This is a genomic window from Flavobacterium sp. FlaQc-57 (assembly GCF_044007395.1).
In the GTDB taxonomy this organism is placed as follows: domain Bacteria; phylum Bacteroidota; class Bacteroidia; order Flavobacteriales; family Flavobacteriaceae; genus Flavobacterium.
Map to the genome: position 1 here is coordinate 245591 of NZ_JBIPDA010000003.1, position 25791 is coordinate 271381.

General features: G+C 33.9%; 17 protein-coding genes. 16 read left to right on the forward strand and 1 reads right to left on the reverse strand.

What is annotated here, in order from left to right; translation table 11 throughout:
- The first annotated feature begins 17 nt into the window (after window positions 1–17).
- The 5 genes from uxaC (at window position 18) to ACHRVZ_RS12060 (ending at window position 6572) form a co-directional block, all read left to right on the forward strand.
- Window positions 18–1424 (forward strand): glucuronate isomerase, encoded by a 1407-nt coding sequence (gene uxaC, locus ACHRVZ_RS12040; protein WP_395422709.1) that lies wholly within the window; start codon window positions 18–20, stop codon window positions 1422–1424.
- A 131-nt stretch (window positions 1425–1555) separates the two neighbouring features.
- Window positions 1556–2578 (forward strand): PfkB family carbohydrate kinase, encoded by a 1023-nt coding sequence (locus tag ACHRVZ_RS12045; RefSeq protein ID WP_395422711.1) that lies wholly within the window; start codon window positions 1556–1558, stop codon window positions 2576–2578.
- 10 nt (window positions 2579–2588) lie between these two features.
- Window positions 2589–3260: a bifunctional 4-hydroxy-2-oxoglutarate aldolase/2-dehydro-3-deoxy-phosphogluconate aldolase gene (locus tag ACHRVZ_RS12050; protein ID WP_395422712.1), complete on the forward strand. Its 672-nt coding sequence runs from the start codon at window positions 2589–2591 to the stop codon at window positions 3258–3260.
- Window positions 3261–3483: 223 nt separating this feature from the next.
- Window positions 3484–4947: a tagaturonate reductase gene (locus ACHRVZ_RS12055; protein WP_395422713.1), complete on the forward strand. Its 1464-nt coding sequence runs from the start codon at window positions 3484–3486 to the stop codon at window positions 4945–4947.
- A gap of 2 nt (window positions 4948–4949) precedes the next feature.
- A complete protein-coding gene (locus tag ACHRVZ_RS12060; RefSeq protein WP_395422714.1) occupies window positions 4950–6572 on the forward strand; it encodes a UxaA family hydrolase in 1623 nt (540 codons plus the stop codon).
- A 247-nt stretch (window positions 6573–6819) separates the two neighbouring features.
- Here the strand turns inward: ACHRVZ_RS12060 and ACHRVZ_RS12065 are convergent, their stop codons facing one another.
- Window positions 6820–7848 (reverse strand): LacI family DNA-binding transcriptional regulator, encoded by a 1029-nt coding sequence (locus tag ACHRVZ_RS12065; protein WP_395422716.1) that lies wholly within the window; start codon window positions 7846–7848, stop codon window positions 6820–6822.
- 287 nt (window positions 7849–8135) lie between these two features.
- Between ACHRVZ_RS12065 and ACHRVZ_RS12070 the strand changes: the two genes are divergently transcribed.
- The 11 genes from ACHRVZ_RS12070 to ACHRVZ_RS12120 all read left to right on the forward strand — a co-directional run bounded on the left by ACHRVZ_RS12070 (window position 8136) and on the right by ACHRVZ_RS12120 (window position 25640).
- Window positions 8136–9575 carry a glycoside hydrolase family 28 protein gene (locus ACHRVZ_RS12070; RefSeq protein WP_395422717.1) on the forward strand — a complete coding sequence of 480 codons (1440 nt, stop codon included), beginning with the start codon at window positions 8136–8138 and terminating at the stop codon, window positions 9573–9575.
- A 35-nt stretch (window positions 9576–9610) separates the two neighbouring features.
- A complete protein-coding gene (locus tag ACHRVZ_RS12075; protein WP_395422718.1) occupies window positions 9611–12742 on the forward strand; it encodes a SusC/RagA family TonB-linked outer membrane protein in 3132 nt (1043 codons plus the stop codon).
- 11 nt (window positions 12743–12753) lie between these two features.
- On the forward strand, window positions 12754–14427 hold the full coding sequence (locus ACHRVZ_RS12080) for a RagB/SusD family nutrient uptake outer membrane protein (RefSeq protein ID WP_395422720.1): 1674 nt from the start codon (window positions 12754–12756) through the stop codon (window positions 14425–14427).
- A gap of 103 nt (window positions 14428–14530) precedes the next feature.
- Entirely contained in the window at window positions 14531–15466 is a 936-nt protein-coding gene (locus tag ACHRVZ_RS12085; protein ID WP_395422722.1) for an alpha/beta hydrolase fold domain-containing protein, read from the forward strand.
- Between the two features lie 12 nt (window positions 15467–15478).
- Window positions 15479–16447: a DUF4861 family protein gene (locus ACHRVZ_RS12090; RefSeq protein ID WP_395422723.1), complete on the forward strand. Its 969-nt coding sequence runs from the start codon at window positions 15479–15481 to the stop codon at window positions 16445–16447.
- A 61-nt stretch (window positions 16448–16508) separates the two neighbouring features.
- Window positions 16509–17702 carry a glycoside hydrolase family 105 protein gene (locus tag ACHRVZ_RS12095; protein WP_395422725.1) on the forward strand — a complete coding sequence of 398 codons (1194 nt, stop codon included), beginning with the start codon at window positions 16509–16511 and terminating at the stop codon, window positions 17700–17702.
- Between the two features lie 20 nt (window positions 17703–17722).
- The gene (locus tag ACHRVZ_RS12100) at window positions 17723–18943 is read left to right on the forward strand and encodes a glycoside hydrolase family 105 protein (protein ID WP_395422727.1); all 1221 of its coding nucleotides are present in this window, start codon (window positions 17723–17725) and stop codon (window positions 18941–18943) included.
- 22 nt (window positions 18944–18965) lie between these two features.
- A complete protein-coding gene (locus tag ACHRVZ_RS12105) occupies window positions 18966–20192 on the forward strand; it encodes a glycoside hydrolase family 105 protein (RefSeq protein ID WP_395422728.1) in 1227 nt (408 codons plus the stop codon).
- Between the two features lie 191 nt (window positions 20193–20383).
- Window positions 20384–21982, forward strand: coding sequence for a glycoside hydrolase 43 family protein (locus ACHRVZ_RS12110; RefSeq protein WP_395422729.1), 1599 nt, complete (start codon window positions 20384–20386; stop codon window positions 21980–21982).
- 177 nt (window positions 21983–22159) lie between these two features.
- Window positions 22160–24175: a pectate lyase gene (gene pelA / locus ACHRVZ_RS12115; protein ID WP_395422730.1), complete on the forward strand. Its 2016-nt coding sequence runs from the start codon at window positions 22160–22162 to the stop codon at window positions 24173–24175.
- A gap of 109 nt (window positions 24176–24284) precedes the next feature.
- Entirely contained in the window at window positions 24285–25640 is a 1356-nt protein-coding gene (locus ACHRVZ_RS12120) for a glycoside hydrolase family 28 protein (RefSeq protein ID WP_395422732.1), read from the forward strand.
- The last annotated feature ends 151 nt before the right edge of the window (window positions 25641–25791 follow it).

Here is a 25791-nt window from a genome sequence, read left to right on the forward strand (position 1 = left end):
AATTATATTAAAAAGACATGAGCGCAAATCAAACATTCATAAACGATAATTTTCTTCTTGAAAATAAATTTGCTGAAGAGTTGTATCATAATTACTCAAAAAATCAGCCTATTATAGATTACCACAATCATTTGAATCCTCAGTTTATTGCTGAAGATAAAATTTTTGACAACATAACTCAGGTTTGGATTAACGGAGATCACTATAAATGGCGTGCAATGCGTACATTAGGGATTAACGAACAATTTGTAACAGGAAACGGATCTGACAAAGATAAGTTCTTAAACTGGGCAAAAACAGTTCCGTATACAATGCGTAATCCATTATACCACTGGACGCATTTAGAATTAGCGCGTTATTTTGATATTTACGATTTACTGAACGAAAAATCGGCAGAGAAAATCTATATCGAAACAACTGAGAAAATTAATTCTCAAGCATACAGTACACAAAACCTGCTTAAAAAAGTAAATGCTGAATTAGTTTGTACTACCGAAGATCCAATTGATAGTTTGGAGTTTCACCAGAAACTGACAAAAAATCCAATCGGAACTAAAATGAGTACGGCTTTCAGACCTGATAAAGCCATCTTGATTTCTAATGATGGGTATAATGCATATCTGGACACATTAGGGGATGTGTCCGGAGTTGCAATTAACACGTATGCAGATTTATGCAGCGCGTTAAGAAACCGAATTGAATTTTTTAATGAAAACGGTTGTAAATTAAGTGATCATGGTTTAGATCAGATTTATTTTGAAGAATTTACAGAATCTGAAGTAGCAACAATCTTCAAAAAGAAAAGAGAAAACAGAATTATTTCCCCTGAAGAGGGATTGAAATTCCAAAGTGCTATACTTCAATTCTTATCAGAAACCTATCATGAGTTTGGTTGGGTGCAGCAATTTCACTTAGGAGCTTTAAGAAATAATAATGCTCGTATGCATAGAATTTTAGGTCCTGATACAGGTTGGGATTCTATTGGAGATTATCCACAGGCTCAAAAATTATCAAGTTTTTTAAATGCTTTAGATAGTAAAGATAAATTGACTAAAACAATCATCTACAACTTAAATCCTGCTGATAACGAAGTTATGGCAACTATGATTGGAAATTTCAATGACGGAAGCGTTCGAGGAAAAGTACAGTTTGGATCTGGTTGGTGGTTTTTAGATCAAAAAGACGGAATGACAAAACAATTAAATGCCCTTTCGAACATGGGATTAATCAGTTGTTTTGTTGGAATGTTGACAGATTCAAGAAGTTTCTTGTCTTTCCCAAGACACGAATATTTCAGACGTATTTTATGTAATCTTTTAGGAGATGAAATCAAACGCGGTGAACTTCCAAACGATATGGAATGGATTGGAAAATTAGTTTCTGATATTTCATACAATAATGCAAAAGAATATTTCAAATTTTAGTTAAGAAGAGAGAACAAAGAGAATAGAATAAAGAGAATAGAATAAAGAGAATAGAATAAAGAGGATGAAATTTACTGTTCAAGCTTGAGTTTTTTTAATCCTTTGTAATCTGTGACAAAAAATAAAATGATATGAGTAAAGTAGTTGCATTCGGAGAAATTATGTTGCGTTTATCGACAGAAAGACATTTACGTTTTTCACAATCTACAGCATTTGGTGCTACGTACGGAGGTGGAGAGTTTAATGTATGTGTTTCTTTGGCAAATTATGGTGCGAATGCTGAATTTGTTACGAGATTACCTGAAAACGAAATTGGTTTTTCTGCATTAAGAGAAATCCGAAAAATGAACGTAGAATCTAAAAACATAGTTTATGGAGGAGAACGTTTAGGAATCTATTTTTTAGAAACCGGTGCAGGAACACGTGGAAGTAATGTAGTTTACGATCGTGCGCATAGCTCGATGGCAACTATTGAAAAAGGTACAATTGATTGGGAAAAAGTATTAGAAGGCGCTACTTGGTTCCATTGGAGCGGCATTACACCAGCTATTTCTCAAAGTGCTGCTGAAGCTTGTTTAGAAGCAATTAAAGTAGCTCATAAACTAGGAATTACAATTTCATGTGATTTAAATTATAGATCAAAATTGTGGCAATATGGCAAGACTCCAAGTGATGTTATGCCAGAAATGTTGAAGTATAGCAATGTTGTTTTAGGAGATATTGATACAGCATATTTTATGTTAGGAATTCCGAAAGTAAATCCTAATTATCAAGACGAGAAATCGCTTCCGGTTTTATACAGTAAATTGTTTGATTTGATTCCGAATTTAAAAACGGTTGCGACAACTTTACGTTATTCTGTAAGTGCGTCACACCAAAGAATAGGAGGGATTTTATTTGATGGAAAAGCGATTTATCAGGCTGCAGTAAAAGAAGTAACTCCTGTTGTAGACAGAGTAGGAAGTGGAGATGCTTTTATGGGCGGATTGATTTACGGATTACAACAATATCAAAATAATAACCAAAGAGCTTTAGATTTTGCAGTTGCGGCTTGTTGTTTAAAACATACGATTGCAGGAGATTACAATTTGGTTACTTTAAAAGAAGTTGAAAATATGATTGATGGTGATGGTTCAGCATTAGTATCAAGATAATTAAAATAAAATGGCAAAATATTCAAGAATTGAAGTGGCTTTACAAATGAAGGAAAACGGAATGGTTCCGTTGTTTTTTCATTCAGATTTAGAAATAAGTAAGAAGGTGTTAAAAGCTTGTTATGAGGGTGGTGCGCGATTAATGGAGTTTACAAGCAGAGGCGATTTTGCTCATGAAGTTTTTGGAGCTTTAAACAAATATGCTTTGGCTGAATTGCCGGGAATGATGTTGGGTGTAGGTTCTATTACAGATGCTGCGGCAGCGTCGTTATATATGAGTTTAGGAGCTAATTTTATTGTAACTCCCGTTTTTAGAGAAGATATAGCTATAGCTTGTAACCGACGTAAAGTATTGTGGTCTCCGGGTTGCGGAACTTTAACAGAAATTGCAAGAGCGGAAGAATTAGGTTGTGAAATTGTAAAATTATTCCCTGCAGATATTTACGGACCGGAGTTTATAAAAGCGATTAAAGGACCATGTCCATGGACGAATATAATGCCAACTGGTGGTGTTTTTCCAACGGTAGAAAGTTTGTCTTCGTGGCTAAATGCAGGTGCAACCTGTGTTGGAATCGGATCTCAGTTAATTTCAAAAGATATACTAGATAAACAGGATTTTGACGGACTAAAAACTAAAGTCAGTCAAGTGCTGGAAATCATCAAAAATATTAGAAATAAATAAGGAAGTAATCATGCCAATTCCTTATTTAAGATTGCGTTTTTTTTAGATTTTAGAGATTGTAATTGAGCATTACGCTTGCAAAATAAAACTTGTCACTCCTCACAGCAAGATTTATTTTACTTACAAGTGTAATGTTTCTTTTACAAGTTTGAAGAAGTTTCAAAAAGAAAAAAAATAAGGTATTTAAATGTGATTATTTATAACGCTTTAAAGAAATTTTAAAATGAAAAAATTAAATAGAATAAATACAGGATTAGAAAAGTTGCAGCCAATTAAGGTGGTTCAGTTTGGAGAAGGTAACTTTTTAAGAGCTTTTGTTGACTACGCTTTTCATAAACTAAATAAAGAAGTTGATTTTAATGCCGGTATTGCAATAGTTCAGCCTTTGAAAGACGGTATGGTGAACCTGATTAATGAGCAGGACGGTCTGTATACTTTGTTTATGAACGGAATTAAAAAAGGTGAAAAGATACAAGATATTGAGTTAATTACAAATATTGTAAAAACGATAAATCCATATACTGAATTTGCAAATTATTTGGCTTTAGCCAAAGAAGAAGAACTTCAGTTTATTGTTTCTAATACTACTGAAGCTGGAATTGAATTCATTGAAAGTGATACTCCCGACATGCAGCCGCCAGTGTCATTTCCTGCAAAGCTGACGGTTTTATTATATGAAAGATTTAAACATTTTAACGGAGATGCTTCTAAAGGAGTAACAATCATTCCTTGTGAATTGATTGATTATAACTCAGAGACACTGAAAAAATATATCTTGCAATATTGCGATACATGGAAGTTAGAAGATGCATTTAAAACTTGGGTATCAGATGCTTGTACTTATCACAGTACTTTGGTTGACAGAATTGTCCCTGGATATCCAAGAGCTGAAATTGAAGAATACAATAATAAATTAGATTATCAGGACAATTTAATTGTCGCTGCTGAACCTTTTTTCCTTTGGGCTATTGAAGGTGGAGACGCTTTAAAAGCAAAATTGCCTTTTCATAAAACGGATTTGAATGTAAAAATCGTTGATGATATACGTCCTTTTAAAATGATTAAAGTTCGTATTTTAAACGGTGCACACACGGCAATGGTTCCTTTTTCACTTTTGTATGGTAACAAATTAGTAATGGAAACTGTAAATGGAGATTTTAGTGGAAAATTTGTAAATAGCGTTATTAGTGAAATTAGTGAAACTCTTGATATGGATAAAAATGAAATTACCGCCTATACTGAGGAGGTAATGGACCGATTTAAAAATCCATTTATCAAACATGCACTTGCTGATATTGCATTAAATTCTGTTTCGAAATTCAAAGTAAGAGTTTTACCTAGTTTATTAGGATATTATAATGCTAACAAAAAACTGCCTGTTAATTTGACTTTTTCATTAGCGAGTTTAATTCGTTTCTACAAAAGAACATGGAATAGTGAAAGTTTACCGGTTAAAGATAGTGACGATATTGTTTCGTTTTTTCATGGTTTATGGAAATCAGATGATTATGAAAAAATCGCAAGACTTACATTGCAAAACAAAAGTTTCTGGGATGAAGATCTAACTGAAATTCCGGGATTAACAAAAGCGATTACAATTGCTTTAGAAGAAATTGATGCAAACGGAATAGAAAATGGTTTCGCCAATTTTCAAAAACAATTAAATACAATAACTCAGAAAGTTTAGTTATGGCAACGCAAAAAAAATTAATAAAAGTTCATCCTACTGATAACGTAGCAGTAGCTTTAGTAAATCTTTCAGCTGGTGAAGTGATACACTTTGAAGGTGAGGATATTACTATTGAGAGTGATGTGAAAATGAAACATAAAATCGCGATGGTTCCTTTTAATGTAGGAGACAGGATTATTATGTATGGTGTATTGGTTGGAAAAGCTAGTGCCAGAATCGAAAAAGGAGGATTACTTTCTACAGCAAACGTAAAACACGAAAGTGATAAGGTTACGGGTAAAACTGAAACAATTGGCTGGACTGCTCCAAATATTGATAAATGGAAAGACAGAACATGGCAAGGTTACCACAGAGAAGACGGACAGGTTGGAACTGAAAATGTTTGGTTATTTTTTCCATTAGTATTCTGTGAAAACAGAAACATCGAAATCTTAAAAGATATTTTCGAAAAAGAGTTGATGAAACCTAAAGAGAACGATTATCAGTTGTTACTTCGTTCTTTAGTAAAAACAGAAACTGGCGGTGCAGGAAATGAAGCGGCTTCAAATGATGCTAACTTGTTTAACAACATCGAAGTAAAATTCATTACACATCAAGGTGGATGTGGTGGAATTCGTCAGGATTCGCATAGTTTGGCTAAATTATTAGCTGGTTATGTTAATAATCCAAACGTTGCCGGAGCTACTGTATTGAGTTTAGGATGTCAGAATTTACAAATTCAGATTTTTAAAGATGCTTTAGATGCAATAAATCCAAACAGTAAAAAACCTGTTTTAATTTACGATCAACAGCAAATAGGAACTATCGAAACAATGCTTAGTAGTGTTGTAAAAGATACTTTTGAAGCGATTAAAGTTGCAAATGAAATAAAAAGAGAGCCTGCTCCATTATCTAAATTAAGAATTGGTTTAGAATGTGGCGGTTCTGATGGATTCTCTGGAATTTCTGCTAATCCAACATTGGGAGTTTTATCAGATCATTTAGTTGCTTTAGGAGGAACTACAATTCTTTCTGAATTTCCTGAATTATGTGGAGTAGAACAAGAATTAGTAAATCGTTGTGTAGATGATAAGGATGGAAAACGTTTCCTAGATCTAATGCAATGGTATGAAAAAACAGTTGTAGATGCAGGTTCAGGATTTGATATGAATCCGTCGCCAGGTAATATTAAGGACGGTTTGATTACTGATGCAATGAAATCTGCAGGTGCTGCTAAAAAAGGTGGAACTTCGCCTATTACAGGAGTATTTGATTATGGAGAATATATTAATGAACCAGGCTTCACATTGTTATGTACTCCTGGAAATGATGTAGAATGTACAACGGCAATGGTAGGTTCAGGAGCAAATATGGTATTGTTTACAACAGGTTTGGGAACTCCAACAGGAAACCCAATTGCTCCGGTTGTGAAAATTTCATCAAACACTCAATTGGCGACTAAAATGTCTGATATTATTGATATTGATACTGGTGGAATTATCACCGGAGAAAAATCTATTGATGAAATGGCTGATGAAATGTTAGAATTTATCATAGATGTTGCTAGTGGTACTATTAAAACCAAAGCAGCAATCTTAAATCAAAACGATTTTATTCCTTGGAAAAGAGGAGTTTCTTTATAAAGAGTATTAGTTGCAAAGGTACAGAGATACAAAGTGACAAAGGTTTATATGTAGAGACGCACAGTAGTGCGTCTCTTTTTTTTTTTTTTTTTGAATAGAGAAAGCTCCAGCGGAGCAAAATATTTACAGATAACAATTAGCCATCGATATTCAAGCTCCAGTGGAGCGAGATATTTAGTTAAGAATGTAAAATAAAAAAAGCTCACTTTAAAAATGAGCTTATATTACTTATTTGGTTTTATTTTATCTAGAAGGTGGTTCTTGACGAAGATTTACGAATGTGCAATTCAGGAGCAAGAACTACCTTTTTTTCAATTTTAATTGTATCGGTTTTGTCTACCTGCTCTAAAAAAACACGAGCTGACATTTTTCCCATTTCAAGTGGAGACTGATCGACGGAAGTTATTGATAATTCCATGAACTTGGTAAAAGGTTCATTACTGAAGCCTGCTACGCAAAATTCATTTGGAATACTTATGTTTCTTTCTTTTAACTCCTGAATGGCGCCTAAAGCAGCAAAATCACTTGATGAAAATATGGCATCTGGAGGTGTTTCTAGTTGTAGTAAAATATCAACCGCATTTTTTCCCGCTTCTACCATACTTTTTACAGGAATGACATATTCTTCTTTAAATGTAATTCCGCTATCTAATAAAGCTTGCTTATATCCTAAAAACCTGTTTTTGAAGATTTCAAGAGACTGATCACCTGACAAGTGTGCAATATGTCTGCAGCCTTCATTGATTAAATGTTTTGTAGTTAAATATCCGCCTCTAAAGTCATTGATGGTTACTGAGCTAACACCGTCAATATGTTTACTTCTGTCAAAAAAGATAAGAGGAACATTTTTTTCTAATACATTTTGAAAAGCGCCATCATTCTCGCCCGTAACATCAGTAACAGACATAATGATACCATCAACTTGTGCGTCTATAAGGGTGTACAAATTTTCATTCTCTCTTTTGGTGCTTTCATGTGTTTGGCAAATAATTACCTGATAACCATGAGGGTGTAATTCTTCTTCAATTCCTCTAATTACAGATGCAAAAAAGTTGCTGTCAATACGCGGAACGATTACACCTATATTATTACTTCGACCACTTTTTAATGCTAAAGCAAGTTTGTTCTGCTTGTAATTCATTGCAGCAGCGGTTTTTATAACCAACTCACGTGTGCTTTCTTTTATCTTCGGATTGTTGTTTAACGCTCGCGAGACGGTAGCAGCAGTGATATTCAATTTTTCAGCAATATCGTAAATGGTTATTTTTTCGCTCATTAAAAAAAGATTTTTCGGATTAATTCAAAACAAAAATACATATTTTTTTATAACCTCAAACAAAATGTTATCGATTACCATAATTTATAACTAAAACGTTTTCAGTTCTACAATGATAATAAATTATTAGTTTTTTTACATTAAGTGCAATTATATTTCATAATAAAAATTAAATATATAATTAATTTCTAAATAAATTTGGTGCATTGGAACTTATTTTCTATTTTCGTGTAATCGATTACATAATTACATTGTTTTGACTTTCAAACAATAAAATACAGTTCAGCATGATTTCAAATAAACTTAGAGTGTTTAAGTCGGTTTCAATGATAAGCGCATTAGCTTTGATGGTGTTTTCATGTGCGGAAAAAAAATCTAGTGTCTCAGAATCTGATCCTTGGAAACAAAAAGAATTGATTGTTAAAAGTATTTCTAAAACAAATTTTCCTAATAAAATTTATAGTATTAACGATTTTGGCGCTGTAGCGGATGGAAAAACGTTAAATACGCTTGCTTTTGAGAAGGCTGTAAAAGCATGTGCCGAAAATGGCGGAGGTCAGGTATTAGTTCCTAATGGAAAGTATTTGACAGGAGCGATACATTTAGAAAGCAATGTGAATTTACATTTAGCAGACAATGCTGAAATCCTTTTTAGTATTAATCCTAAAGATTATCCAATTGTTCATACTTCGTTTGAAGGAACTGAATTAATGAATTATTCACCTCTTATTTATGCTAAAAATAAAACTAATGTTGCGATAACCGGAAAAGGAACGTTAAACGGTCAGGCTGATCGTACCAATTGGTGGATTTGGTCTGGAGGTAAAGATTACGGATGGAAAAAAGGGATTCCGTCGCAAAATGATCCTCAAAATCGTGAAGTATTAGTTGAAATGGCTGAAAAAAATGTTCCTGTTGCAGAAAGAGTTTTTGGAGACGGACGTTATTTACGACCTAATTTCATCGAGTTTTTTGAATGTAATACTGTTTTAGTAAAAGATATCACAGTAATAAATGCGCCATTTTGGATTTTACATCCTTTAAAGTCTAACAACATAATAATTGATGGAGTTACAGTAAATAGTCACGGTCCAAACAATGATGGCTGCGATCCTGAATATTCTCAAAACATACTGATTAAAAACTGCACTTTTAATACCGGAGACGATTGTATTGCGATCAAAGCTGGCCGCGATGCTGATGGAAGAAGAGTTGCAATACCAAGTAAAAATATTATCGTTCAAAATTGTAAAATGATTGATGGTCATGGCGGAGTAGTGATTGGAAGCGAAATATCAGCCGGTGTAAACAATGTTTTTGTTGAAGATTGTGTAATGGATAGTCCGAACCTTGATCGTGCGATTCGTATTAAAACAAATTCAAAAAGAGGCGGAATTATAGAAAATGTTTTTGTTCGAAATCTTGAAGTTGGAACTGTTAAGGAATGTGTTTTAAAATTGAACATGTTTTACAATGTTTACGGATCACAAACCGGAAATTTTATTCCGACAATAAGAAACATTAGTCTAGAAAATGTGAAGGTGAAAAACGGAGGAAAATATAGTGTCTGGGCCGAAGGATATAAAGAGTCTCCAGTTGAAAATATTACGCTTAAAAATGTAGTCATTCAAAAAGTAGATTCGATCTATTTATTGAAAAATGTGAAGAACATAAAATTTATTAATACCTATATCAATGAGAAAAAAGTAGAATCAATTAAAAATTAAAAACTATCAATTAACCAAACCACTTAAACTAAACTATGAATACGAAACAACCATTAAAGAAAAAAATAAAATACAGTGCTGTATTTTTATTTTTCCTGAACTTTTTGTTGAGCAATTCGATTTATGCTCAATCGACTGTTATAGAAGGGAAGATCACAGATGCTTCGGGACTATCACTACCAGGTGTTAACATCCAGGAAAAAGGAACTAAAAACGGAACCTCGACAGATTTTGAGGGAAGTTTTAAAATTAACGTCACTAGCAGTAAGGCTATTTTAGTAATTAGCTATTTAGGCTTTCAAACACAAGAAGTTAGTGTTGCAGGAAAAAGTAAAGTAAATGTTAGTCTTGTAGAGCAATCGAACTCACTTAACGAAGTTGTTGTTGTGGGGTACGGATCTGTAAAAAAGACTGATCTTACCGGTTCTGTGAGCACTATTAATGCCGCAACAATTACCGAAAGAAATACAACAAGCGCCTTAGAAGCAATTCAGGGAAGCACGCCTGGGGTTCAGATTTCTTCTAGTTCAGGACGTGTTGGTGACGGATTTAAAGTAGTGATCAGAGGTAACAACTCGTTATTAGCTGATTCTAGTAATCCAAATGTATTAGGATCAACTCCTTTGTATGTTGTTGACGGTGTACCAATGGACGGAATAGACTTTTTGAATCCGCAGGATATTGCCAGAATGGACGTTCTAAAAGATGCATCTTCGGCAGCAATTTACGGTTCAAGAGGATCTAATGGAGTTATCATTGTTACAACTAAGAGCGGAATAAATGCGAAATCAGGTATCAATGTAACTTTCGATTCTTCTTACGGAACAAAGACTGCTGCAAGATTACCTGAAATGATGAGCGGTGCAGAATGGTGGAAATTTCACCAAGTTGCCTATATGAGCGCAACACCTGCTACACAAACACCTGCTCAACTAGCTGCTTTGGCAGGAAATCAAAGCCCATTGTTAGTATCAAGAGCAAATGCAGGATACAGTTTTGACTGGTATGATGCAGTGTTGAAACCGGGTATGACTCAAAATAATTATTTGAATATTTCAGGACGTTCTGATTCTGGATTGAGTTATAATTTAGGTTTCGGTATACAAAGCGACGAAGGTTTAATCGATAATGATGGAACTGATAAATACTCTTTCAAATTAGGATTAAACCACAAAATAAATGATAAATTTTCTACAGGAGCAAATGTTACTATTGCACACGTTGATACGCAATTAGGTAGTGATTTGGCAATGCAGGATGCTTTTAGATTAAGTCCGCTTATGTCACCTTGGGCAGTTGATGCTGCAGGAAATGAAAAAGTAGGTACTTTATTCTTTTTACCTGGAAAACTAACATATCCTGATGGTTCTTGGGCAATTAATAAAACCAGTGCTGTAAATCCGTTAATGGAGATTGCCAATTCATCTCAAACTGAAAAAACATGGCAAACCGTTGGAAATGTTTATATGCAATACCAGCCATTAAAATGGTTAACATTCAAAACAACATTTTCTGCAGGAATTCAAAATACAAGTACAAACAGTGCTTATACTGCACAGACAAATAATGGTGTAACATTAAACGGTAAAAACTCAGCATCAATTAAAACGTTCAATAATTTTAATTATACATGGGATAATCAGGTTGATTTAAAACATACTTTTAATGATGTACATGATTTTAGCTTATTATTATTGCAGAGTTCGTATTCTAATGTAGATGAAAATTCATATATGTATTCTAACAATCAGCCTTTTGATGTTGGAACAAATAATATGGGTTCAGGAGTTCAGACAAGTTATAACTTAACTTCTGGATATGCAAAAAACACATTAAGTTCTTATGCAGTTCGTTTGAACTATACTTTTAAAGATAAATATTTATTGACAGCTTCTAATAGATGGGATGGTTCATCTGTTTTATCAAAAGATAATAAATGGCAAAGTTTTCCATCTGTTGCTTTAGGTTGGAAAATCAGCAAGGAATCGTTTTTAGTAAATAGTTCTGTAGTTTCTGATTTGAAACTTAGAGCAAGTTTAGGGTATACAGGAAATGATAATGTGGCGCCATATACTTCACAAGCTTTATTAAATCAGCAGACTTTTTATGCTAATGGAACAAATGTAGTTCCTGGATGGCAGTCTGAAAATTTAGCCAATCAAAACCTGACTTGGGAAAAAACAAGAGAGGTAAATTTAGGTGTTGATTTTGGATTCTTAAAAAACAGAATTACAGGTAGTGTAGATGTTTATGATAGATTATCTGATGATTTGATTTACAAACAGCAATTGCCATTAGAAACAGGATGGAAAAATACCTTTGCTAATGTTGGTTCTGTAAGTAATAAAGGAATCGAGGTTTTATTGACTACTAAAAATATAAAATCGAACAAAGTAAATTGGGAGACTACTTTCACATTTACTAAAAACGTAAACAAATTAGAGTCTATCTACAATCAGGATAAAGTAAGCGATATTGGAAACAAACTGATTTTAGGTTCAGAAATAAATCCAAACTACAATTACGTTTATGATGGTGTTTGGCAGGAGAGCGAAGCGGCTAAAGCAGCAACTTATGGTATGGCTCCAGGTCAGGCGAGACCAAAAGATTTGAACGGAGACGGTAAATTTAATGCTGATGACAGACAAGTAATTGGTAACGCAAATCCAGAGTGGCAAGGAAGTTTTTATTCTAAATTAACAGTTGGTCAGTTTGATTTTAATTTCTCAGTAATTACAAGTCAGGGACAAACAGTATTAAGTACGTTTCATCAAAATTTTGCTGACGTAAGTGATAGAGGTCGTCAAAAAATTAAAATGGATTATTTTATTCCAACAAACGGAACCGGTATTGCTGCAAACGCTGACAATTCTAACCCAAGACCAGGACCTATTGCAACAGGAGCAGGTGCTTATTGGACTTCTTTATTTGGATACTATAGAGATGCATCTTATGTTAAAATTAAAAATATCTCTTTAGGATACACTTTCAATTCAGAATTGCTTAAAAAGATTAAAATGAGCAATTTAAGAATTTATGTAAATGTTTTAGACCCATTTGTGTTTACAAATTTTGACGGATATGATCCGGAATGGGCAGGTTCAAACTTTGGTATTAACCGTCCTGCATCTGTTACAACGCAATTGGGCTTAAGTGTTAAATTTTAATAAGATATAAAATGAAAAAGATAATATTAATATTAGGAATAATCGTAACCGCTTTTAGTTCATGTAGTGATTACATTGAAGAAGAAAGTCTTTCTAACGTTCCAGCAGATGCAACATACAAAACAGCATCAGGATTTCAGTTATTAGTAAATTCTAACTATGCCAAACTAAAAGGAATTTATGGAGGAAATCCATGGTTGTTTGAGTCAGGTACAGATATGTATGCCGAAGGAAGAACTCCTGAACCGGCAGGTATAAGTCAATATACTTTATTAATTCCATCAGCAGCAAATGTCGATGATTTGTATACTTCTTGCTATCAGCAAATTCAGTCAGTGAATAATACAGTTTATTATTCGACAGTAACAGAGCAAACGGCAAATTTAAATACACTTGTTGGCGAAGCAAAATATATGAGAGCCAATGCTTATTTTTTATTGGTTCAGACTTATGGTGGAGTTCCAATTGTTTTGGATAACATTACCTCTGCAGTTTTATCTTTTAAAAGAAATACAGCTGAAGAAGTTTACACACAAATCATTGCAGATTTAGATGCTTCTTTGGCAGCTGTAGGTACTTCAGCTTATGCTACAACAGGAAAAGTAAACAAAAGAGCCGTAAATGATTTATTGGCAAAAGTGTATTTAACAAGAGGATATGAAACTTTTGGTACTCCTGCTGATTTTACAAAAGCAGCTGCTTATGCTGATGCTGCAATTGCAGGACAAGGATTAAATATTGCTTTTGACCAATTATTCAAACCAGGAAATGATTTAAATTTAGAAACTATTTTTTCTGTACAATACGATAAAGCTTCAACAAGTACAGATCCAACAAAATTAGGAAACAATCAGTTTTATTATTTCAGTTCGTATTTAGGAGGTGCAGAAACAGGAGCTCCGTTAAGAAGTTACAATTTATGCCCAACTGATTATGCTTTAGGTTTATATGAAAAAGGAGATAAAAGATGGGATGCTACCTTTATGACAGAAATTTTAGAAGGTCCTGAAACAACAAATGGAGTAACAAAAACAATTTTGTACTATCCATATTACAGAAGTACATCTCCCGCAACATTAAAAGTGAGACATTTTTATGAGCCAAAATGGTTTACACCAGCCGATAAAGCAGCTTGGAATACAGCAAATGCATCTAGAAAATCAGCAACATTTGTGTACCATCCTTGGGGAGAATATTCGGCAGCACATACTTTAATTCAAAACTTGGATTGCTATACAATTCCTGTTAAGAAATTCGATGACCCGGATCCAACTACACCATCAAGCACCGGTCTTGTAAGTACAAGAGACATTATTGTTGCAAGATTGGGCGAAACGTATTTAGTAGCGGCTGAAGCGTATTTAAAAGCCGGAAACCCTACAACAGGTCTGGATCGTTTAAATGAAGTGAGAAGAAGAGCAGGCGTAGCAAATGCAACCGCTGCACAATTCAACATCGATTATATTTTAGATGAAAGAGGAAGAGAACTGGTTGGAGAGTACAAACGTTGGTTCGATTTGAAACGTACAGGAACTTTAGTTGCAAGAGCTTCGGCATATAATTATAAAATCAAAGCAGCAAATTTTGTTGGAGTAGACGGTAAACTTAAAATTTTAAGACCAATACCACAATCGGCGCTAGACTTAAATCAGAACAAGGATTTTCCTCAGAATCCTGGTTATTAGTAATTCGATATTTTATTGAGGGTAAGTTTTTTTGAAGAAGTTAAAAAGGAGTTCGATCCCTGTATCGGGCTCCTTTCTTAACTAAAAAAAGAGATTAATTTTAATGCGAAAAGTTGTATTCATTTTAGTATTCATTACCTGCACCATTTCGGCGCAGCAGACTTATAATGTAGATACATCCTACACGGAAAGAAGTACTTATAAGAAACTGATTAAGAAATATCCTTTCATAAAAATTGCTGAAGCAAATAAAGGTACAAATGACATTCAAATTGAAAATGTAGTTTATTACAAAAACAAAGATAGAGCGTTGCATTTAGATGCTTTTTATAATAAAAATGAAAAAAGAAATCCAGGAATTATTATGATTCATGGTGGAGGATGGAGATCAGGAAATAAAGATCAAATGAAGGTTTTGGCACAAGAAATAAGCTCAAAAGGATATTCTTGTTTTGCAATTGAATACAGATTATCGCTCGAGGCGAAATATCCGCAAGGGATTTTTGATATAAAAAATGCAATTAAATTTATAAAAGATAACGCAAAAAAATTCCATGTAGATCCAAACAAAATTGCCGTTTTAGGATGCTCTTCCGGAGGTCAGATGGCAGCTTTGATTGGTACAACAAATGAAGATTTTGGTTTTGAAGATGTTCAATATAAGAGTAAATCTTCTTCAAAGGTTCAGGCAATTATCGATGTAGATGGAATTTTAGCATTTAAACATCCGGAATCTGAAGAAGGAGAAATGGCTGCTTTTTGGTTGAACGGAACATATGAAGAAAATCCGGAAAACTGGAAAAAGGCATCGGCTTTAAATCATGCCGATAAAAATACGCCGCCAACATTGTTTATAAACAGCAGTTTTGATCGGTTTCATGCAGGAAGAGATGATATGATTGCAATTTTAAATCAAAATAAGATTTATAGCGAAGTAAAAACAATTCAGAATTCGCCTCATTCTTTTTGGTTTTTTCAGCCTTGGTTTAATGAAACCGTGGTTTATACGACACAATTTTTAGATAAAATATTTAAATAATTATAATAAAAAATGAAAACAAAAATCACATTAGCGACCTTATTTTTAGTTGGTGTTACGACAGTTAATGCTCAAAAAAAATATGATATAAAAACGGCTAAGACGTATGCCGAAATATCTGCAAAAACAGATGGAAAATGGGAAGGACGTAAATATATTGGCGGAACTGTTTTTAAAAATGTTGACAGATTAAAATTGGCTCCTGAACATACCGATCATTCATTTGATATTCGTTACGAAGGTCCGGGATGGGAAAGCAACCGAATTGGATATCGTTTGTACTTAGACTGGAGAAATGCGATTGATATTTTCGGAAAGAAAACTCCAGAGATGATTTTGCCAAAAGTAGGACAGGATAATTTCGACTCTTATCATGAAATGAGCGATTGGGGAGCAGATATTTTGAAAGCAGGTAAAGCGATCGGAATCGGATCTATTGATCGTTATTTAAATAATGAAAAATTGCACTTTCGTGAAGTCGATTCTACTATTGCAACTGTGGTAAATAAAATAAATGAATCAGGCGTAAAAGTGCAATATTATGGATGGAAAACTGCTTCTGATAAAATTGATTTTACATCAGAGTTAACAATTAAGCCGGACGAACTTTATACACAACACACGATTCAGGCTTCAAAAGAAATTAAAGGAATTTGTACCGGAATTGCAAAACAAAAAAATACTGAATTCTTAAAGAAAGAAAGTAAAAATAAAAAATGGGCTTATATAGCAACTTATGGTGTACAATCGTTGGTTCCGGACAAATTAGGAATGGCTATTTTTTATGAAGTCAATACAATTGAAAGTGCTCCGGATACAGATTTAGATTATCTTTTGGTATTTAAACCAACGACTAAAAAAACTTCTTTTTACCTTTTAGGTGCTTGGGAACAAGAGCCAAATGGTATTAAATCGAAAGAAGAGTTTGTGAAGTATTTAGATCAAAAATTAGAAATACTGAACAAAAAAGGTAAGATGTAATTTTTGTGGTAAAAAACAAACAAATGATTAAATATAATATATGTTTAAATCAACTTTTATAATGACAAATTTCACCAAATATTCAATTGTTTTACTATTGATTTTCAGTAGTAAAACAATTGCGCAAACTGCAGAAATTGCTGTTCTTCCTGACAATGTAAAATGGTCAGAAAGAACGGCAATTACTATTTTGAACAAATACCCAAAAGCCTATCAGATTGACGGAACTGAAAAACCAAAATGGGATTACAAAATGGGATTGGTACTGTCCGGTTTTGAAAAATTATATCAGAAAACAAATGACAAAAAGTACTTCAATTACATAAAAGGATATGCTGATGAACTAATTGATACTGATGGAAATATTGCTAAATATGATATTAAAGAATACAATATCGATTGTGCAAATCCTGCAAAATTGCTGTTCAATTTATATGAAGTAACAAAAGACAATCGCTATTTAAAAGTATTACAGCAAATAAGAACTCAACTTGAAAGTCAGCCGAGAACGGCGAGCGGAGGATTTTGGCACAAGCAAATTTATCCAAATCAAATGTGGGTTGATGGTTTGTACATGGCAGAACCTTTTTACACGCAATACACTGTTAAATATGAAAATGATAAAGCTTTAGACGATGTTGCGAAACAATTTGAATTAGTGCAAGCTCATTTGGTAGATAAAAAAACAGGATTGATTTATCAGGCTTGGGATGAAAGTAAAGAAATTGGTTGGGCAAATCCGGAAACAGGAACATCACCAACAATTTGGGGTCGTGGAATAGGTTGGTACATGATGGCTTTGGTAGAAACACTAGACTATTATCCTAAAACAAACAAAAATTACAAGACTTTGGTTGGATATTTGAATCAAATTGCAAAAAGTGCAGATAAAAATAAAAGTGCTTCAGGTTTGTGGTATCAGGTTGCTGATAAGCCTGAAATGGCAGGTAATTATTTAGAATCATCATCATCGGCAATGATTATTTATGCTTTTGCAAAAGGTGCAGATAAAGGATATTTAACCTCAAATTACAAAAAGACCGCACAAAAATCATTTGACGCTTACGTAAAAGAGTTTGTAAAGAAAGACGAAAAAGGTCAAGTGATTATTTCGAACGTGTCGTCGAATGTAGGTTTAGGAGGAAAGCCTTTTCGCGATGGAACAAATCAGTATTACATCAACAGTAAAACTAAAGACAATAGTTCGCCGGCTCTCGCAGCATTTTTGTTAAGTGCAATCGAATTGAATAAGTAGTAATCACAAAGCATTTTAAAATGATAAATAATAGAAAGAAAAATTTTGCTGTTTCAATCGTGCTAACTTGTTTGGTTGCATTTTCATTTGGTAAAATGACAGCTCAGGAATCTTTAAAGAAAGAAATTGTAATTTCTAAAGATTTAAAATGGTCAGAGCGAATGGCGCTTTCTATTATGAAACGTGATCCAAAAGCGTGGCAAATAGATAATAATGATAAACCAAAATGGGATTATAAATTAGGTTTAGTAACCATGTCTTTTCAGGAACTTTATAAAAAGACAAAAAATCCTGTTTATGAAAATTATGTAAAAGAATACGGCGAAACGGTTATTAGTAGTTCAGGCGAAATAATGAACTATAAACTGGAAGATTACAATATTGATTATGTAAATGCTGGAAAAATACTTTTTGATCTTTATAAAACAACAAAAGACAATCGTTATTTAACTGCAATGCAAACATTAAGAAAGCAGTTAGAAACACATCCAAGAACAAATTCGGGTGGTTTTTGGCATAAAAAAATCTATCCGTACCAAATGTGGCTGGACGGTTTGTATATGGGAACGCCTTTTTATGCGCGTTACACTGTAGAATTTGAAAAAGGAAAAAATTTAGACGACGTAGCAAAACAATTTGAACAAATACATTTGCATACCATCGACAAAAAAACAGGTTTACTTTTTCATGCCTGGGACGAAAGTAAGCAAATGCCGTGGGCAAATAAAGAAACAGGAACTTCACCAAATTTTTGGTCACGTTCTATTGGCTGGTACATGATGGCTTTGGTTGATGTTTTGGATTATATGCCAAAAGAGCATCCAAAACACAAAGAATTGATTCAATATCTGAATGAAATTTCAGTTGCAGTTGCAAAATATCAAGATCCCTCAGGATTATGGTTTCAGGTTACAGATGCAGGAACAAAAGAAGGAAATTATCTTGAAGCTTCAGGATCAGAAATGTTTGTTTATGCTTTTGCAAAAGGAGCAAAAAAAGGATATTTACCTTCAGGTTATAAAAAGCTTGCCGAAAAAGGTTTTGATGGTTTAATCAATAAATTAATCACAGTCGATCCTGATGGAGAAATTCATATAACACAGGTTTGTGCCAGCGCAGGTTTAGGAGGGAATCCTTATCGTGATGGCTCTTATGAATATTACATAAAAGAAAAAATAAAAACAGACAACTCACATGGGTTAGGGCCATTTATTTTGGCTGCACTTGAATTAGAAAAATAGTAGAATTTAAATATATTTTAAAATGAAAATTAATAGAAAACAAAGTTATTTTACATCGGTTGCTTTAGTTTGTTTAATGACTTTTGCGAGCTGTAAAGTGACTTCGCAAGAACCGGCAAAAAAGGAAATAGTAATTTCTAAAGATTTAAAATGGTCAGATAAAATGGCTTTGACGTTAATGAAACGTCATCCTGAAGCGTATATGATCGACGATTCTAAAAAGCCAAAATGGGATTATGTTCATGCTTTAGTTTTGCATTCAATCGAAGAATTGTACAAAAAGAATCCGGACGCTCGTTATAAAGCGTATATAAGAGGATATGTTGATGAACTGGTACAAGCTGACGGAACTATTAAAACGTACGAATTCGATAAATACAATATTGATTTAGTAGTACCGGGACGTTTGCTTTTTGATATTTATGCAACTTCAAAAGAAGACAAGTATTTGAAGGCAATGCAATTGGTGCGTAAACAATTAGCAGAACAGCCGCGTACCGCAAGTGGAGGATTCTGGCACAAACAAATTTATCCTAACCAAATGTGGTTAGATGGTTTGTATATGGGAGAACCATTTTACGCGCAATACACACTTACGTTTGAAAATGGAAAAAGTTTTGATGATATCGCAAAACAATTCGAGTTAATTCAATCGCATGCAACAGACCCAAAAACAGGATTGTTGTACCATGCCTGGGATGAAAGTAAACAAATGCCTTGGGCTAATAAAGTGACAGGAAATTCGCCAAATTTCTGGTCAAGAGCTTTAGGTTGGTATGTTATGGCTTTGGTTGATGTTTTAGATTACATGCCAAAAGAGCATCCAAAACAAAAAGAATTAGTTAAGTATTTAAACAATGCTTGTGCTGCTTTGGCTAAATATCAAGAGCCTAAATCTGGTTTATGGTATCAGGTAACTGATAAAGGTGCAGCAGAAGGAAATTATCTTGAAGCATCAGGATCGTCAATGTTTGCTTATGCTTTTGCAAAAGGAGTAAACAAAGGATATTTACCGGCAAAATATAAAAAATTAGCCAATAAAGCTTTTGATGGATTAACGACTAAATTGATCACAAAAGTAGATGCTGATGGAGGAATTACACTTACACAAGCTTGTCAGGTAGCCGGTTTAGGTGGAACACCTTATCGTGATGGTTCATATTCTTACTATGTAAACGAAAGAAAAAAAGACAACGATCCTAAAGCAACCGGACCTTTTATTTTGGCTGCTATAGAATTGAACAGATAACACATAATTTGTCATTTCGACGAAGGAGAAATCACACGAGTTTGTCGACAAAGATTGTTGAAATTCTTAGTAGAGTTTCTTACGAAGATTTCTCGTTCCTCGAAATGACAAAAAAAGACGAGAGACCCGACATTTTTTTATCTCGAAACTTCGAGGCTGTTAGGTTTAATTAAAAAGTAATCATTACCAAAATGAAAATTTTAAAACCCCTCTTTTTTCTTTTATCAATATTCTCATTGCAAAAGAATTTTGCTCAGGTCTGGGTACCCGATAATGGAGATGGAACTTATACAAATCCTATAATCCATGCCGATTATTCTGATCCCGATGTTGTTCGTGTAGGAGATGATTTTTACATGACTGCATCGTCATTTAATTGTATTCCGGGATTGCCTATTTTGCATTCTAAAGATCTTGTGAATTGGAAAATTATAAGTTATGCGCTTGTAAAACAACCACCATTTGAAACTTACGATAAAGTGCAGCACGGAAATGGAGTTTGGGCACCAAGTATTAATTTTCATAACAACGAATTTTATATTTATTATCCGGATCCTGATTTTGGAATCTATATGATAAAAACCAAAAATATTGAAGGACCTTGGTCTGAACCTCTTTTGGTAAAAAAAGGAATTGGACTTATTGATCCAAGTCCGTTGTGGGATGACGATGGTAAAGTTTATCTCGTTCATGCGTTTGCCGGAAGTCGTGCTCAAATTAAAAGTTTATTAGTGGTTTGCAGCATGAATGCCGAAGGAACAGTTGCCAATAATGACGAAGTTATGGTGATTGACGGACATGAAGGAGAAGAAACAATTGAAGGACCAAAATTCTACAAAAGAAATAATTACTATTATATTTTTGCCCCGGCGGGAGGAGTTGCAACAGGTTGGCAAACTGTATTAAGATCTAAAAATGTTTACGGTCCTTACGAAAAGAAAAAGGTTCTTGAACAAGGAAAAACAGCTATAAACGGACCACATCAAGGTGCTTGGGTACAAACACAAACGGGTGAGGATTGGTTTATTCACTTTCAGGACAAAGGCGCTTACGGCAGAATCGTACACCTTCAGCCTATGAAATGGGAAAAAGACTGGCCGGTGATGGGACAGGATTTTGATAAAAATGGAATTGGAGAACCTGTTACAACATTCAAAAAACCGAATGTAAGCAAGAAATATCCAATCGAAACCCCTGCAGAATCAGATGAATTTAATGCACCAAAATTAGGATTGCAATGGCAATGGCAGGCAAATTCTCAAATCAATTGGGGATTTCCAACCAGTTTAGGATACTTGAATTTATTTTGTCAAACTACCTTAAAAGACGATCAGAAAATCTTTGATGCACCAAATTTATTGTTGCAAAAATTCCCCGCCGAAGAGTTTACAGCGACAACGAAATTAACGTTTAATACACGCCTAAACGGAGAATCGACAGGACTTTTAATCATGGGGTTAGATTATAGTTATTTGTGTTTTAAAAATGATAACGGAAAATTATATTTAAGTCAGAAAACGGGTAATTTCGATAAAACAATTGCAGAGAATGAAACCAAACCAATCTTGGTTAGTAACCGTACAATTTATTTGAGAGTTAAAGTTAGAAAAGGCGGTATTTGCAGTTTCTTTTATAGTTTAGATGATAAAAAATATGAACCAATTGGTACTGATTTTATTGCTAAAGAGGGAAAATGGATTGGAGCGAAATTTGGACTTTTTGCATTGAGTCAAAAGGTAACAAATGATTCAGGAAATGCGGCTGTTGATTGGTTTAGAATAACAAAGTAACCGAGTTGCAAAGGCACAAATGTTTATAGTAACAAAGTAAAGGATTGGAATAAAGGGATGCTAAATTTGCGAGAAAAATAAATACAGAACTATGAGATTTATTTTAAGCGTAACGACTATCAAAAAGTTTATAAAATCTATGTATCAAAACGCATATACAACCAAAATAACGTCAAAGTGAATCAAATTAAAAAACAGATAGTATTTCTTTTATTCAGTATTAGTTTTGCAGTAAATGCACAAAATACGTTTAAAAAATGGCCGGATATCATTCGCAAAAATGATGCATCCTGGTTTGGAACTGATGAAGCTAAAAAGATTGCCGAAAACGTTTTGCTCTATCAAAGAGATATTGGCGGTTGGCCAAAGAATATCCAGATGCAGCAGGAATTAACGCCACAGCAAAAAAAGGATTTATTGGCATTGAAAAGTGATTTGCATGAAATTACAACAGACAACGGAGCAACATCTCAGGAAATGCTTTTTATGTCCAGAATGTATGCACAGGTTAAGGATGAACGCTACAAAGAATCATTTTTAAAAGGATTGAATTACTTGTTTGAAGCGCAATATAAAAATGGTGGCTGGCCTCAGTTTTATCCTTTAAAAAAGGGATATTACACACACATCACTTACAATGATGATTCGATGGTGAATATTATGAATATCATGAAACAAGTTGCAGAGCAAACGGATTTTTATAGTATAAAACCATCTGCAGCAATTGTTGAACAAGCGAAGAAATCTTTTGATAAAGGAATCGATTGTATCCTGAAAACACAATACAAACAAAATGGGGTTTTAACAGCTTGGTGCGCCCAACACGACGAAGTTACTCTTGCACCCGCAAATGCAAGAGCTTTTGAATTGGCATCACTTAGCGGTTATGAATCTACAAAAATTGTATTGCTTTTAATGTCAATTGAAAAGCCTTCTCCTGAAATAGTTACAGCAGTGAAAAGTGCTAAGGCTTGGTTCGAAAAAACAAAAATCACCAATCTTGAAGAGAAACGTGTTCTGAATGACGCCGGAAAAGTTATCGATAAAAAGATGATTGTAACTCAAAACGCAGAACCTATCTGGGCTAGATTTATGGAGCTTGATACGAATGAACCTTTCTTTTGTGATCGTGACGGAATCAAGAGAAAATCTTTGGACGAAATTGGTTCTGAAAGACGTAACGGATATTCTTGGTATACTGAGGCGCCAAGAGAAGTTTTGAAGAAGTACGATGCCTGGGCAGTTAAAAATGGAACAAAAGTTTCAGGTTCAGAAAAAAAAAACGTTAGTTTAATTACTGTTGCGCAAGATGGAACAGGGGATTTTACAAAAATCCAAGATGCTGTTTATGCATGTCCGGCATTTCCATATGAGAAAGTTACGATCTATGTAAAAAACGGAATTTACAATGAAAAAGTCCGAATTCCGGAATGGAATACCAATGTAGTTTTGCAGGGCGAAAGCAAAGAAAAAACCATTATTACTTTTGAGGATAATTTTTCGAAAATTAGTTTAGGAAGAAACAGTACTTTTTACACCTATACACTTTTAGTGGAAGGCGATGATTTTTCGGCATCAAACTTAACAATTAAAAATGCTTCAGGAGATAAAGGACAAGGTATTGCATTATCTGTAGTGGCAAATCGCGTTAAAATTTCAAATTGTATTCTTTTAGGAAATCAGGATACTTTGTATTTATCAGGAAAAGACTCAAAGCAATATTTTAAAGACTGTTATATCGAAGGTACAACTGATTTTATTTTTGGAGGAGCAACCGCTTTATTTGAAAATTGCGAAATTCACAGTATCAAAAGTTCTTATATTACAGCAGCTTCAACTCCGCAAAATGTAGCTTTTGGATTTGTTTTTAAAAATTGCAAACTAACAGCAGAGCCAGCAGCTACAGAAGTTTATCTGGGAAGACCTTGGCGTTTCTATGCAAAAACAGTTTACATCAACTGTGAAATGGGAAAACAGATAAAACCGGAAGGCTGGGAAAACTGGTCCAAACCGGAAGCCGAAAAGAATGCTTTTTACGCAGAATACAATTGTAAAGGCGAAGGTTTTCAACCCACAAAAAGAGTTGCGTGGTCGAAACAGCTTACAAAGAATGAAGCAGCAAAATATACGATAGAAAACATTCTAAAAGACTCAATCTTAAATTGGTATTCAAGTTCGACAACTATTAAATAAGCAGTAATTAAGTGGGTAAGAGAATCAGGTATCCAACCTAAAAACAGATACTAAGTAACGTAGTCCCGAAGCTTTGGGATAGTAACTTAAAACCTTAATAAAAAAACATATGAATTTTAAGTACTTCATTTTTCTATTCATTTCATGGGCATCTTTTGCTCAGAATAGCGAATTTCCATCAGCAAAAGTAGATTCTATTGTCAATAGAATCCAGCTTCCTATAATTCCGTCTTATCAAATTAATGTTTTAAAACTAGGAGCGAAAGGAGATTCGATTACGAACAATAAAACGGCATTTGATAAAGCAATGGCATTGTGTAAAAAGAATAATGGCGGAACTATTATTGTTCCTAAAGGAATTTATAAAATTAACGGACCAATTCATTTTGTAAGCAATGTAAACCTTAAAATCGAAAAAGGAGCGAAAATTAAATTCAGCGATAAACCCGAAGATTATTTGCCAATGGTTTTAACGAGCTGGGAAGGGACCATGTTATACAATTACAGTCCGTTAATATATGCGTACGAATGTTCAAATATTGCCATAACCGGTGAAGGAACGATAGATGGAGAAGGAGGAAAGACCTGGAAAAGTTTTAAAGCCAAAGAGGGAAAAGGAAAAGATCTGAGCCGCGAAATGAATCATAATAATGTTCCTTTAAAAGACAGAAAATTGGGAGACGGTTATTTTTTACGTCCGCAAATGATCCAGTTTTTTAATTGTAAAAATATCCTGGTGGAGAATGTCCGAATCGAAAATTCACCTTTCTGGTGTTTGCATTTATTGAAATCACAGAGTATAACCGTTCGTGGAGTAAGTTACAAATCGTTGAATTACAACAATGACGGTATTGATCCTGAATATGCCAAAGATGTATTGATCGAAAAAGTAAATTTTGATAATGGAGATGATAATGTTGCAATTAAAGCAGGTAGAGATCATGAAGGAAGAGCCAATTCGGCCACACCAAGTGAAAACATTGTAATTAGAAATTGCAATTTCAAAGGACTTCACGGAGTTGTAATAGGAAGCGAAATGTCAGCAGGAGTTCAAAATGTTTATGTCGAAAACTGTAAAACTATTGGTTACTTAAAAAGAGGAATATACTTAAAGACAAATGCAGACAGAGGCGGTTACATCAAGAATGTTTTTGTTAGAAATATTCAGCTCGATGAAGTTGAAGATTGTTTGTACATGACAGCTAATTATCACGGAGAAGGAAGCGGCTATCAGTCTGAAATATCAAATATACATTTCTCTAATATTTCATGCAACAAAGCAACAGAATCAGGTATTGTAATTCAGGGATTTCCAGATAAGAAAATTCAAAATATTACTTTGAAAAACATTGAAATCAAAGAAGCTAAAAATGCTATTTCAAATGAAAATGCTGAAAATGTTTTAATGACAGATGTTTTTATAGGTAAAAGAGCTACAGTTCCTACAGCAGTTTCTAAGCATTAGTTTTTTTGTAGGTTCAAAGGTTCAAAGGTTCAAAGGTTCAGAGGTTCAGAGGTTCAGAGGTTCAGAGGTTTTTCTAAAAATATGTGGTACTTAGATATAGTTTTATTTTGTCATTTCGACCAAAGGGAGAAATCACACTAGAAGCTCCACA

Excerpts from the sequence above, each read along its gene's own strand:
- uxaC (WP_395422709.1), top strand. The coding sequence starts at position 18 with ATGAGCGCAAATCAAACATTCATAAACGATAATTTTCTTCTTGAAAAT.
- ACHRVZ_RS12045 (WP_395422711.1), top strand. The coding sequence starts at position 1,556 with ATGAGTAAAGTAGTTGCATTCGGAGAAATTATGTTGCGTTTATCGACA.
- ACHRVZ_RS12050 (WP_395422712.1), top strand. The coding sequence starts at position 2,589 with ATGGCAAAATATTCAAGAATTGAAGTGGCTTTACAAATGAAGGAAAAC.
- ACHRVZ_RS12055 (WP_395422713.1), top strand. The coding sequence starts at position 3,484 with ATGAAAAAATTAAATAGAATAAATACAGGATTAGAAAAGTTGCAGCCA.
- ACHRVZ_RS12060 (WP_395422714.1), top strand. The coding sequence starts at position 4,950 with ATGGCAACGCAAAAAAAATTAATAAAAGTTCATCCTACTGATAACGTA.
- ACHRVZ_RS12065 (WP_395422716.1), bottom strand. The coding sequence starts at position 7,848 with ATGAGCGAAAAAATAACCATTTACGATATTGCTGAAAAATTGAATATC.
- ACHRVZ_RS12070 (WP_395422717.1), top strand. The coding sequence starts at position 8,136 with ATGATTTCAAATAAACTTAGAGTGTTTAAGTCGGTTTCAATGATAAGC.
- ACHRVZ_RS12075 (WP_395422718.1), top strand. The coding sequence starts at position 9,611 with ATGAATACGAAACAACCATTAAAGAAAAAAATAAAATACAGTGCTGTA.
- ACHRVZ_RS12080 (WP_395422720.1), top strand. The coding sequence starts at position 12,754 with ATGAAAAAGATAATATTAATATTAGGAATAATCGTAACCGCTTTTAGT.
- ACHRVZ_RS12085 (WP_395422722.1), top strand. The coding sequence starts at position 14,531 with ATGCGAAAAGTTGTATTCATTTTAGTATTCATTACCTGCACCATTTCG.
- ACHRVZ_RS12090 (WP_395422723.1), top strand. The coding sequence starts at position 15,479 with ATGAAAACAAAAATCACATTAGCGACCTTATTTTTAGTTGGTGTTACG.
- ACHRVZ_RS12095 (WP_395422725.1), top strand. The coding sequence starts at position 16,509 with ATGACAAATTTCACCAAATATTCAATTGTTTTACTATTGATTTTCAGT.
- ACHRVZ_RS12100 (WP_395422727.1), top strand. The coding sequence starts at position 17,723 with ATGATAAATAATAGAAAGAAAAATTTTGCTGTTTCAATCGTGCTAACT.
- ACHRVZ_RS12105 (WP_395422728.1), top strand. The coding sequence starts at position 18,966 with ATGAAAATTAATAGAAAACAAAGTTATTTTACATCGGTTGCTTTAGTT.
- ACHRVZ_RS12110 (WP_395422729.1), top strand. The coding sequence starts at position 20,384 with ATGAAAATTTTAAAACCCCTCTTTTTTCTTTTATCAATATTCTCATTG.
- ACHRVZ_RS12120 (WP_395422732.1), top strand. The coding sequence starts at position 24,285 with ATGAATTTTAAGTACTTCATTTTTCTATTCATTTCATGGGCATCTTTT.